Below are 13,393 nucleotides of genomic sequence, written 5' to 3' on the forward strand. Positions count from 1 at the left end.
GATTACCTGTAAGCTCCCTCATAATTTACTTTTTATATTAAAGAGAGTTTTGTGTGTGCTTTTGTTTTTTTGCATTGAGAATTCACTTTTTGCTCAAACTGTACAAGTTCCAGAAAATATTCAGGCAGCGTTACTCTCTAAAGTTTTAAAATTCAATCAAGACCTTCAAAAAACAGCTAACATTAAAATATTAGTTGTTTACAATAAAAACTTAGAAATTAATAGAGATAACTTTATTAATGGGCTAGATGAATCTATATCAGTAAAGGCCATAAAACCAATAGAATTAGAAAAAAATATTTCAGATTATAAAGTAGTTTATTTTATGTCTGGATTGAATAAAGAGGCAATATTATGTAAAAAACATAAAGTATTGTCAGTTACAGGAACCAATCAATATGTAGAAAATGGAGAAATTTCATTAGGGTTTAAAGTTGAAAACAATAAACCTAGAATAGTAATGAATTTAACTTCGTTAGAAAAGGAAGAACAGTTTTTCTCTTCAGATATATTGAGGATTTCAAAAATTTTTAAATAAAATAGTATGAATATTAAAGTTAAAATATTTTTATTTACGTTTGTGTTTATAGCAACTATGCTAAGTAATAAAACCTTTGCTCAAAAGGAAAAAATTTACAATCAAATGACTCTTGATGAGTTATTGGATATTGATGTTGTTGTAACTGTATCAAAAAAACCAGAAGATTTATTTGAAACACCTTTATCTACAACTATAATTAGTAAAAAAGAGATCGAAAACTCTGGTGTTACTAATATTCCAGAAGCTTTGCGATTGTCTCAAGGTGTTATTGTTAGAGAAATTACTCCAGGTAATTATGATATTCATATAAGAGGTTATGATGATGTAACAAAAAATGTGTATTTAACATTGGCTTATAATTCCACAACGCTTGTAATGATAGATAATAGAATTGTTTATAGTTATTTAGGTGGTGGAACATTTTGGGAAACTTTTCCAGTTGATTTAAATGATGTTGAAAGAATTGAGATTGTTAGAGGTCCAGCATCTGCATTATACGGGCCAAATGCTGTTACTGGGGTAATTAATATTATTACATCACATGCTCATAAAAAAGGAAAAAATATAGTTGTTAATGCTAGTTTAGGCAATAATAAAACAAAACATACAAGTCTAAATGTTGGGTATAATTGGAATGATAAAACAAAACTATCATTTTCTGGAAATTTTGCACGGCAAAATCGTTTTGAAGAAGAGTATTATGATTTTACTAAAAGAGAGTACACATCTTTAGATAATTTGGAAATGTTTGTATCACCAATAAAAAACTTTGATACTTATGAGGTTTGGACATATGATGAATATCAAAAAGAACTTGGGGCTTATTATGATGAAGAATTAAGTTTAAAAAAACTTGGAGGAAATATCTTTTTTACTCACAATTACTCAGAAAACTCTAATATTGATGTTGCAGTTGGTGCACAAAAATCTCAAAGTCAAAAAATAGGATTTTTAAATTTATCAACACCATTATCTCAAAGTAAATCTACAAGCTATTATATAAATTCAAAAATAAAATTAAACAACCTTTATGCTCAATTTAATATAAACTCAGGTAAGGATGAGAATAATTATAAGTTTAACTCGTATAAGTTTACAAATGTTGAAGCAAATTTAGAGTACTTTAAACAGTTTAAAAATTTTAATATTAGACCAGGAATTAATTATAAGTTCTTGTCTTGTAATAGTCCTTTTACATATAACGAGCCTTTGAGTTTTAATACCTTAAATTATCAGTTTAAAGATTCTCCAAGAGAAACTTCATCTTATTCTGCATTTGTATTATCTGAATGGAAACCAATTTCAAAAATTAGATTAATTGGCGCTGTTAGAGTAGATAAATTTGATTTTAATAAAAACTATTTTACAAATTATGAAGTTGCTTCAACTTACCGTATAAATAAAAATAATTTAATTAGAGCATCCTATTCAAAAGCAAATAAATCGCCTTTCTTTTTTGACTCGTACTTAAATAGTAGTATGGTTTTAAGATATCAAAAAGTAAAAGATTTAAATGGAGAGCCTGTTTTAATAACTTCGCCTGTTAATATTGATGTAAAAGGGCAAGAAGATTTAAAATACCCAACAATTACAAATTTTGATATTGGTTGGAGAACAAAATTTAACTCAAATTTAAGTTTAGATTTAGAATTATTTCATTCAAAAGTTAAAAACTTTGTCAACCCAAATGTTTATTACCTCTTAGAATCGGCTCATCAATTAAGTGATCAAGGTGAAATAGTTTGGACAATTCCAATAGTAGAAAGTCATGCAGATGTTTTGTTTGAAAATTATAATGTAAGAGCCAAGCAATTTGGAGTAGGTTTTACGTTAAATTATGAAATTAATAAACAATTTAAAGCAAAACTGTTTGGAACCTATCAACATACAGATTTATTGGGAAATAAAGATATAAGTTTTGAAACAACAGATACAAGTATAGGTGCTATTAATGGAGATAAAATTTTAACAACATATACAAACTTAACAGTAAACTTTACGCAATGGAGTGATGAAGCAACACCTTCTTTTTTTGGTGGTTTTTTGTTAAATTACAATCCTAATAAAAAATGGAATTTTAGTACAAATGGCTACATATATTCAAACTACAAATATGCAAGAGATAATTATTATGAGATAACAAATGAAGATAATATTTTAGACGCAAGAACTGAAATGGATATTAATGCGAATGTAATTTGGAACGCTAAAACGACATACAAAATAAATAAAAACGTAATGACAAATTTAACATTTAAAAATATTTTAGGAGATCATAGAGAATTTGGCTTTGCAGATAACATCGGGGCTTCTTTTTTAATTGGTTTTCAATGGCAGTACTAAAAAATAACAACTTAAAGTGTTGTTAGTTAGTGTTTTATTTTTTTTAGCTGAAAAATGGTTTTATTTTTTTGGTATAAAAGTTATCTAATAGTTACATTAGTATGATAAAAATCATAAAAAAAAGTTAAAAAAAAAGTTAATTTAGTTATACATTTTAAAATTTAATAGATCCCCAAAATTCATTTTGATTAAATTTAAGTCTTCTTCTAATTTCATGCTCTTTTTTAAAAGAATAATTTGTGTGTTACTTTTTCTCTGTATTGGGAATTTGGTGAAAGCTCAAAATGTTCCTGTGCCCGAGAATATACAAGCGGCACTTTTATCTAAAGTTTTAAAATTCAATCCAGGTTTTTCAGATTCAACTTCAATTAAAATGTTAGTTGTGTATAACAATAATACTCAAATAAATAAAGATGAATTTATTAGAGGAGTAGGTAATTCTATAGAAGTAAAGGCTATTAAACCTGAAGAGTTAAAAGATAACATTTCAGAAACTAATGTTGTTTATTTTATGCCAGGAATTAATGATTCTTCTAAATTATGTAATAAAAATAAAGTTTTATCAGTAACGGGTACACCCCAGTATGTGGAGCAAGGAGAAATTTCCTTAGGATTTGGAGTAGAAAATAATAAGCCGAAGATATTAGTGAATTTAACATCACTAGAGCAAGAAGGGCAGTCATTTTCGTCGGATATATTAAGAATAGCAAAGATTTATAAATAGGTATGGCTATGAAATTTAGTAATAAAATAGTTTTATTTTTGGTAATAGCTTTTACATCTGTGTTTAGTTTTAAAACTGCAGCACAAAAAAATAAAGTATACAACCAAATGACTCTGGATGAGTTATTGGATATAGATGTAGTAGTAACAGCTTCTAAAAAACCAGAAGATTTGTTCGAAACACCTTTATCTACAACAATTATAAAAAAGGAAGAAATAGAAAAATCTGGTGTTACAAGCATTCCAGAAGCTTTGCGCTTAGCACAAGGTGTAATTGTTAGAGAAATTACGCCAGGTAATTTTGATGTTCATATTAGAGGATACGATAATATAACAAAAAACATTTACTTGAAGCAGCCATATAATACTACAACCTTAGTTATGATAGATTATAGAGTTGTATATAGTTATTTTAGTGGAGGTACTTTGTGGGAAAGTTTTCCTATAGACTTAAATGATGTTGAACGAATTGAAGTAGTTAGAGGGCCAGCCTCAGCTTTATACGGTCCAAATGCAGTAACTGGAGTTATTAATATTATAACATCTCACGCTAATAAAAAAGGTAAAAATATAAATGTAAATAGTAAATTTGGAACTAACCAAGCTAAAAAAGCAACTGTAAATGTTGGTTACAATTGGAACGGAAAAACAAAGCTTTCTTTTTCAGGTAATTTTAATGAAAGAAAAAGGTTTGATACTAAATATTATGACTTTAATAAAAAAGCATATACAAATATAGATGAACTTTCATTAACTGTACAACCAATAAAGGATGTAGTAACTAATGAATCTTGGAACTTTAAAGATTATCAAAAAGAACTAGGAGCGTATTATGATGAAGATTTAAGTTTAAGAAAAATAGGAGGAAATATATTTTTCTTGCATAATTTTTCTGAACAATCTAATATTGATATTGCAGTAGGAGCACAAAAAGCACAAAGTCAAAAATCTGGTTATTTAAATTTAGCAACTGTGTTATCCGAGTATGAATCTGAAAGTTTTTATGTAAACTCAAGATTTAAACATAAAAACATAAATGGTCAATTTAGTGTTAATTCAGGCCATAATTATAGCAATCATAAATTTAACTCTTATAAATTTACAACTGTTGAGGGTAGCTTAGAATATAATAAACAATTTAAGTCGTTTAGTGTAAGGCCAGGAGTTGGATATAAATATTTATCATATAATAGTCCGTTAACATATAAAGAGCCTTCAAATTTTGGAGAACTTAATTATCAATTTAAAGACGAAGCTAGGGTCGCAAATGTATATTCAGCATTTGTGCTATCAGAATGGAAACCAACATCAAAACTAAGATTAATTGGAGCCGCTCGTATGGATAAGTTCAACATTAATAAAAATTGGTTTGCTAATTATGAAGTTGCAGGAACTTATAGATTAAATAAAAATAATTTATTAAGAGCTGTTTATTCAAGAGCTAACAAATCGCCTTTCTTTTTCGATAGTTATTTAAACACGAGTATATACTTAAATTACGATGTTCCAACGGGTGATGGTACTACTTATTTATCTGTGCCTTCATCGTATAATGTTTCTGGAAATGTAGATTTAAAGTATCCTACTATAACAAATCAAGAAATTGGATGGAGAAAAAAAATTAATTCAAAGCTTAATTTAGATATAGAAGTTTTTTACTCTCAGGTAGATAATTTTGTAAACCCAAATGTATACGTTAATAATACAGTTTCTCAACAATTAGACAATATGGGGCAACCTGTTGGAATGCCAGCTATTGATATTGAAGGAAATGTTTTATTTGAAAATTATGATCTGGAGGCAGAGCAATTTGGAGCAGGGTTTACCTTAAATTACGAAGCTTCTAATAAGTTTAAAGCAAATGTGTTCGGAACAATTCAAAAAACAAATATTTCAGGAAGAAAAAATATAGATTATAAAGAAACTGGTAGAGAAAGTTATGTTACAACTGGTGGAGCTTATGTATCTGAAACAAATTATTTTATGAATCCTATTGAATGGGGTAATAAAGTAACTCCAACATTTTTTGGAGGTTTTTCAATAAATTACATACCAACAAATAAATGGGGTTTTAGTACAGATGGCTATATTTATTCCGATCAGAAGTTTGAAGATATCAATTATTATTATTTAATAAACGAATCGCAAAACATTAGTGGTTTAAATCAAATGAAAATTAATTCAACTATTGTTTTGAATGCGAAAACATCTTTTAGAATAAATAAAAACACAACAACCAATTTAACTCTTAAAAATATACTAGGTAAGCATACAGAGTATGGTTTTGCGGACTCTATTGGTAGGCAATTATTTATAGGTTTAAACTGGAATCTTTAAAAGTAAACCTACTTTTTATTAATATTTATTAAAAAACTATTATTAATGTTATTTAAAAATCAATCAATAAAATTAAAATTGATACTAATTATTCAGTTTGTATCCTTGTTATCACTTTTGATAGGTTTTACATATGTAATTTATAGTAACATATCGTATTATAAAGATGATATGAGAAATAACGCCATAATAAATGCAACTTTAATTGGTGATTATTGTACAGTACCATTAGTTTTTGATATTAAAGAAAATGCCGTTGAAACCTTAAAAAAAATTCAAAATATACCTTCTGTAGAAGTTGGAGTAGTTTACAACGATAAAAATGAAATTTTTGCTGAATTTTATAAAAGTGGAGAAAAAATAGATATACCAAAACCAAAAGGTAATAGTACTTGGAATAAATTTGAGAATGATTACTTAGATGTGTCTCATCCTATTTTTTTCGATAAAGAATTGGCAGGTACAATTTATTTAAAGGTTTCTACCCAAAAACTTACTGAAAGAATACAAGAACATTTACTCACAATGATTGGGTTATTATTATTTCTTATTATTCTAAATTATATAATAGCAACACGTTTGCAAAAAGTTCTTTCAGAACCAATATTAAATTTAACAAAAGCAACTAAAAAAATCTCTGAAGAAGGAAATTATCAATTACGTGTACAAAAACAAGGAAATGATGAGATAGGTGTGCTAGTTGATGAATATAATGAAATGTTAAATCAAATTCACGAAAGAGAAGAGGCCTTAAAACTTAGAACAAACGAATTGTCTGAAGCTTTAATAGATTTAGAAGAAACCCAAGAAAAACTTATAAACTCAGAAAAATTAGCAGCGCTTGGTCAGTTAATTTCTGGCGTTGCTCACGAAATAAATACACCTCTTGGAGCAATTAATTCATCTATAGGAAGTATTAAAAAATCTTTAATATTTGTGTTAGAAAGTTACCCTAAGTTTATTAATAAACTACCTATTGAGTTGAAAAATTCTTTTCTTAATTTATTAGAAGAATCTTTCAAAAATAAAAAAGTTTTAACCTCTAGAGAAGAAAGAGAATTTAAAAAGGAAATAACAATAACCTTAGAAAAACATAAAATAGAAAATGCATACACTTTAGCAGATTCTTTTGTAGATATGATGGTTCTAGATAATGTTGAAGATTATTTAGAGTTGTTAAAAAGAGATGATGCAGAACAAATTATTGATGTGGCTTATAAAATAACAGGTTTGCAACGAAGTACTTTTAATGTGGAGTTTGCGGCTAGTAAAGCTTCAAAAGTAGTATATGCCCTTAAAAATTTATCTAGAATTGGATCTAATGAAGAGTTGGTTCTGGCAAATGTTTGTGATGGTATTGACAATGTTTTAATATTATATAGCAATCAAATAAAGCAAGGTATTGAGGTTTCAAAAAAATACGAAGAGTTACCACAAATATTATGTTATAGTGATGAGTTAAATCAGGTTTGGACTAATATATTGCACAACGCCATTTATGCAATGGATTTAAATGGAAAGTTAACTATTAAGGCCTATAAAGAAAAAGAACATATTGTGGTTGCTATTACAGATAGTGGAAAAGGAATACCAAAAGAAGAGATGGATAAAATTTTTAATCCTTTTTATACCACAAAACCAATTGGAGAAGGAACGGGATTAGGATTAGATATATCTAAACGTATAGTTGAAAAACATAAAGGAAGAATAGAAGTTGAAAGTATACCAGGTAAAACTACTTTTAAAGTTTATATTCCAATAAAGCAAGAAAAGTAAAATAAATTATAAAGTTAAAAGATAAAAACAATGTTTTTCGAAGTTGTTTAATTTTAGAACTTTCAGTTAGTTAATAGGTAGCGATTATGAGTAAGGGAGTTATTTTTTGTATCGATGATGAAAAAATGGTTTTAAACAGTTTAAAAACCGAATTAAAAAATGCTGTAGGTCAAAACTATATCATCGAAACTGCAGAATCTGGAATTGAAGCGCTAGAAGCTATAGATAATTTGTTAGAGTTAAATTTTGAAATACCTATTGTTATAGTAGATTATGCAATGCCAGTTATGAAAGGAGACGAGTTTTTAATGAAGCTTCATAAAAAATCTCCTTTAACCTTAAATATTTTATTAACAGGGCAAGCAACTCTTGAAGGTGTTACAAATTCTATAAATAACGGTGGATTGTATCGATATTTTTCAAAACCTTGGGATAGTAAAGATTTAATATTAACAGTAAAACACGCTCTAAAAAGTTATAATCAAGGGCATAAATTACACATTCAAAATAAAGAGTTGATGGAGTTAAGTACTTCACTCGAAAATAAAGTACAACAGAGAACTCTAGAACTTCAGAAAAAAAATGAATTACTAGTTGAAAATCAAAGTAAAATTAGCATTCAAAAAGAAGAATTAGAAAATTATAGAAATCATCTCGAAAATTTAGTAGAAGAAAGAACATTAGAGCTTACAGAAGCAAAAAATAAAGCAGAGGAAAGTGATCGTTTAAAATCTGCATTTTTAGCAAACATGTCTCATGAAATTCGTACACCTATGAATGGGATTATGGGGTTTACAACTTTATTAAAACAACCTGAACTTAAAAGTGATAAACGATTAAAGTATATTGAAGTAATTGAGAAGAGTGGAGAGCGTTTACTAGGTGTAATTAATGATGTTATTGATATTTCTAAAATAGAAGCAGGCCTTGTAGAAATGTTAGAAGTAGAAGTTGATATTAATAATGAGCTAGATTATATTTATACTTTTTTTAAACTTGAAGCAAATAAAAAAGGCTTGCAATTTAGTTGCGAAACCACATTGTCAAACCAAGAAGCTGTTGTAAAAGCAGATAAAGTAAAACTAAACGCAATATTAGTAAACCTTGTAAAAAACACATTAAAATATACAAATACCGGAAGTGTTTGTTTAGGTTATAATTTAAAAAAGAGAGAAAGTAATTTTGTACTTGAGTTTTTTATTAAAGATACAGGGATAGGAATTCCTAAAGATAGACAAGCTGCTATTTTTGATAGGTTTGTACAAGCAGATATTGAGGATAAAAAAGCATTGCAAGGAGCAGGTTTAGGTTTGTCAATAAGCAAGGCTTATGTAGAAATGATGGGTGGAGAAATTTGGGTAGAAAGTGAAGAGGGAAAAGGAGCTACTTTTTATTTTACGTTGCCATATAAACCTGTTTTAATTTCAAAAATAAATAACTCCATTATTACTAATCAAATTGAAGATAAAGTAATTAGTAACAAGAAAACAAAAATATTAATTGTTGATGATGATGAAAGTGCTAGAGAATATTTGTCAATAATACTAGAAAATTTTAATGTTGAAATTCTTTTAGCCAATAATGGAAAAGAAGCCCTAACAATATGCGAAACTAATTTGGATATAGATTTAATTTTAATGGATTTAAAAATGCCAATTTTAAATGGGTATGAAGCAATTAAAGAAATTAAAAAGATTAATAATAATGTTGTAATTATTGCTCAAACAGCTAATGCTTTTTTAAGTGATAAAGAAAAAACACTCAATGCCGGTTTTAATGATTATTTAGCAAAACCAATTAGTAGAAATCATTTAATTTCAGTAATGCAAAAATATATTAACCTTCAAGCTTTGGTGTAATTGTAGTTTGTAAATTGCTTATTTTAAAATTATTATAATAAAATATATGAAAAACAAACATTGTAAAGATCATTTTATATAGATTTGGCATACAAAATACACTAATTTATATTTTTAAAATAGGAGATAATATAAACGTTACTAACAAAAATGCCGTATAGTTTTTTCAAAAATAGTATAAGAAGTAGTGTTCAAATTTCTGATTCAGATTTAGCCGAAATTTGCACTTTTTTTAAAGCTAAAACAGTTAATAAATCAGAGTTTTTATTAGAGCAAGGTAAAACTTGTAAGTTTGAAGGCTTTGTGCAAGAAGGTTGTTTTAGAGTTTTTACTATAGATAAAAAAGGAAATGAAAGCACGTTGTATTTTGCAGGAAAAGGTTGGTGGTTAATGGATGTAGATAGTTTTATGAATCAAACACCATCCGATTTAAATATGGAAGCTTTAGAAGATAGTAAAGTTTTAATAATTCAAAAAAAAGATAAAGAGTACCTATATAATCAATTACCTATAGTCGAAAAACTTTTTCGAATAATGAGTCAGAAAGCTTTAATAGCTTGGCAAAAAAGACTTATTCAGAATCACAGCTTAACTGCAAAAGAGCGTTATTTTCATTTTATTGAAAAGTATCCTACTATTGCTTCAAAATTAAAAGGTAAACAAATATCCAGTTACCTAGGAATTACTCATGAATTTTTAAGTAAAATTAAAAACAAGTAAATTTTTAATAAGTTGAACTTGTTCAATTTTTTTTATAATTCTATAATATATTTTTGATTTCTGAAATTAAAAACTATAATTATGAAAAAAATAAACTACCAATTAGCCATTAATAAAGTATTAGTTTTATTGTTGTTTTTTAATGTTTGCTTGTTAAACGCACAACAAACATCTAATGATATTACTCACGAAGAAGCTTTGAAAGCTGTTTTAGCTGCAAAGGTAGATGCCGAAAAGCAAGGCGTGTTAGTAAATATTGCAGTTGTAGATGCTGGAGCTAATTTAAAAGCTTTTATCCGTATGGACGAATCGTATTTAGGAAGTATAGATGTTGCTATAAAAAAAGCAAAAACAGCACGATATTTTAACATTGATACAGGAGAATTAGGAGAATTAACACAGCCAGGAGGAATAATTTATAATATTGAACACTCAAATGGTGGTTTAATTAGCTTTCCAGGAGGTGTTCCTATTAAAAATAAAAATGGTATTATTATTGGAGCAATTGGTGTTAGTGGTGGTACTATAGATGAAGATAGAGCTATTGCCATTAAAGGTGCAAAATCAATAATAGATTAACAAAATAAAACTAAGAAAATCAAAATTATGAAGAGTATAAAAAGTTTCATTTTTATTAGCGTATTGTTTTTGTCACAAATTTGTTTGGCTCAAACTGCTAATAATTTAATGATTTACAGACAGGATTTTAAAAGCTTAACTGCTAAAAATACGGTTAGTATAACAAGTTATGAAAAAAATGGAGCACACTATGTATATACTGGTGGAGCTGGAAATATTGATGTATTTAACCTAGATAAAGAAGGAGCATTAACAACAATAAGCACTCACGAATTATATAAACAAAAAGGTCCTGCTAGAGGTTTAGTAGCTGATAATATTAACGGAACAGACTTTTTATTTGTAGGGAATAAACACGGAGATGCAGTTGAGGTTTTCAAAATTTTAAATGATGGATCTTTGAAGCAAGTATTTATGGTTAAAGATTCAGATGAGGTTCACTTACAAACAGTAATAACTTTACAAGTAATTCATATGAAAAAGGCATCATATTTATTTGTTGGAGGTTTGGAAAGAAAAGATCCAGGATTAACTTGTTTTAAAATTCATAACGATGGAAAACTAACTCACATACAATCTATAAAAGATACTAATAAAATTCATACAGATGGTATTATTGGTATGTTTACACATAAAATTAATGGAAAAACCTATTTATATACGGGTGGATTTCAAGACAATGGTGTAAGCAGTTTTAGAGTTTATGAAAATGGTAAATTTAAGAATGTTAATAATATTAGTGATAATACGACAGATAGATATTTAACTGGTGCATACCCAGTAACTGGTACAAAATTAGGAGAAAATTATTATGTAGTAGTAGGTCATAGACATCATAAATATTATCATTATGCACCAAACTTTATTAAAAATAAAAACCATAAGTATCATGGTGATGGTGTAAGTGTTTTTAAAATAAATAAAAAAGGAGCTTTGGTACCACACTTCGTTTTAAAGGACGATGAGAACAATAAATTACAAGGACAAACACGTATTGAAATTGTTTCAAGTAATGGAAAAGAGGCAATATTTGCAGTTGGAACAAGAGACGACGCTGCAATTCAACTTCTTAAATTAGATGAAGAAGGTGTTTTGAGCTCATTAAATTATTTAGAAACAGGTTATTCTATTTATTATGGTTTAAGATCTCATAAAATTGATGGTCAGAATTTTCTTTTAGGAGGTTCTAACAGATTTGATTTTGGAAAAGTTGTAAGTTATAAATTAGCACCAGAAGTACCTAGAAAAGGAAAGGTGTTAAGGCATATTGTAAATCTAAAATATAAAGCAAATGCCACCAAACAACAAATTATTGAAGCTGAAAAAATATTTGTAAATTTAAAGAATGAAATACCTGAAATTGCTAATATTGAGTGGGGAATTAACGATAGTACTGAGGGCGCAAGTAAAGGTTTTACCCATACTTTTACGTTAACATTTAAAAATGAGCATTCACGCGAAGTTTACTTGTTTCATAAAGCACATTTAGATTTAGTAAAAAAAATAGGACCAATAATAGCAGATGCTTTTGTAATGGATTATTGGACAGAATAAAATTAGATTGATTTAGAATGAAAAGGACAGCCATTTGGCTGTTTTTTTTGTCTCTTATTTTTTATTTATTTCCTAGGTATTCAATATACATTTACCCGAAACAGTAACTTCTAGCAATTTTCATCAGCTATATTTAATCGTATTCAAAATGTATACAGTTTTAGCTTTTTATTTAATAAGTTTAAAAATAATTGAGTTTTGGTAGTAAGTATTACTTATATGCAGTAAAATTTAAAAATTTTGAAAACCAATTAAAATCAATATATATTAATGGGTAAAATAGATTAAAAAGAAGCATTAGCTTTAAATAAAATTTAAAGTCTTATACTTTAATCGTCTAACGGTATTAAAAAGTACATTTGTTATAGCGTTTGCTTCATATTTTACACGAGAAATTAATTTCTAAGAATAATTTTGAACTCAAAATAGTTCATATGTATTATATAGGATTTGATTTAGGAAGTTCATCAGTTAAGGCAGCATTGATAGATTCTTTAACAGGAAAGTCGGTAGGTATTACACAATATCCAGAGACAGAAATGGCCATTGAAGCCGAGCAACCAGGTTGGGCAGAGCAAGACCCAAATTTATGGTGGCAGAATATAGGTAAAGTAACCCAAAAGTTATTGGCGCAAACAGGAGTTTCATCAAACAGCATAAAAGGTATAGGCATTGCTTACCAAATGCACGGAATGGTTGTGGTAGATAAAAACCAAGAAGTTTTACGTCCATCAATTATTTGGTGCGATAGTAGAGCAGTAGCAATTGGAAACGAAGCTTTTATTGGAGTAGGAGAAGACAAATGTGTATCTAATCTTTTAAACTCACCAGGAAATTTTACACTTTCAAAATTAAAATGGGTTAAAGAAAATGAACCTGAAATATTTGAAAAAGTAGATAAATTATTATTACCAGGCGATTTTATAGCATTAAAATTAACAGGAGAAGCAACTACTACAAT

General features: G+C 27.6%; 10 protein-coding genes. All 10 read left to right on the forward strand.

From position 1 onward, the window contains the following. Nucleotides 1-55 precede the first annotated feature (55 nt). Nucleotides 56-538, forward strand: coding sequence for a YfiR/HmsC family protein (locus BLU40_RS15790; RefSeq protein WP_175454815.1), 483 nt, complete (start codon nucleotides 56-58; stop codon nucleotides 536-538). Between the two features lie 6 nt (nucleotides 539-544). Continuing rightward, nucleotides 545-2,884, forward strand: coding sequence for a TonB-dependent receptor plug domain-containing protein (locus BLU40_RS15795; RefSeq protein WP_090125899.1), 2,340 nt, complete (start codon nucleotides 545-547; stop codon nucleotides 2,882-2,884). Nucleotides 2,885-3,176: 292 nt separating this feature from the next. After that, on the forward strand, nucleotides 3,177-3,608 hold the full coding sequence (locus BLU40_RS15800; RefSeq protein ID WP_175454816.1) for a YfiR family protein: 432 nt from the start codon (nucleotides 3,177-3,179) through the stop codon (nucleotides 3,606-3,608). 8 nt (nucleotides 3,609-3,616) lie between these two features. Next, on the forward strand, nucleotides 3,617-5,944 hold the full coding sequence (locus BLU40_RS15805) for a TonB-dependent receptor plug domain-containing protein (protein ID WP_175454817.1): 2,328 nt from the start codon (nucleotides 3,617-3,619) through the stop codon (nucleotides 5,942-5,944). A gap of 171 nt (nucleotides 5,945-6,115) precedes the next feature. Next, entirely contained in the window at nucleotides 6,116-7,720 is a 1,605-nt protein-coding gene (locus BLU40_RS15810; protein ID WP_175454818.1) for an ATP-binding protein, read from the forward strand. Nucleotides 7,721-7,806: 86 nt separating this feature from the next. After that, complete coding sequence (locus BLU40_RS15815; protein ID WP_090125912.1) at nucleotides 7,807-9,579, forward strand: response regulator; 1,773 nt, start codon at nucleotides 7,807-7,809, stop codon at nucleotides 9,577-9,579. A gap of 150 nt (nucleotides 9,580-9,729) precedes the next feature. Continuing rightward, nucleotides 9,730-10,299: a Crp/Fnr family transcriptional regulator gene (locus BLU40_RS15820; RefSeq protein ID WP_090125915.1), complete on the forward strand. Its 570-nt coding sequence runs from the start codon at nucleotides 9,730-9,732 to the stop codon at nucleotides 10,297-10,299. Nucleotides 10,300-10,380: 81 nt separating this feature from the next. Then, on the forward strand, nucleotides 10,381-10,878 hold the full coding sequence (locus tag BLU40_RS15825; RefSeq protein WP_090125918.1) for a GlcG/HbpS family heme-binding protein: 498 nt from the start codon (nucleotides 10,381-10,383) through the stop codon (nucleotides 10,876-10,878). Nucleotides 10,879-10,905: 27 nt separating this feature from the next. Beyond that, on the forward strand, nucleotides 10,906-12,432 hold the full coding sequence (locus BLU40_RS15830) for a Dabb family protein (protein ID WP_175454819.1): 1,527 nt from the start codon (nucleotides 10,906-10,908) through the stop codon (nucleotides 12,430-12,432). A gap of 434 nt (nucleotides 12,433-12,866) precedes the next feature. Next, a partial coding sequence (locus BLU40_RS15835; RefSeq protein ID WP_245729965.1) for an FGGY family carbohydrate kinase occupies nucleotides 12,867-13,393 on the forward strand: 527 nt, incomplete at its 3' end.

This window comes from Lutibacter oricola, assembly GCF_900106565.1.
Lineage (GTDB): Bacteria > Bacteroidota > Bacteroidia > Flavobacteriales > Flavobacteriaceae > Lutibacter > Lutibacter oricola.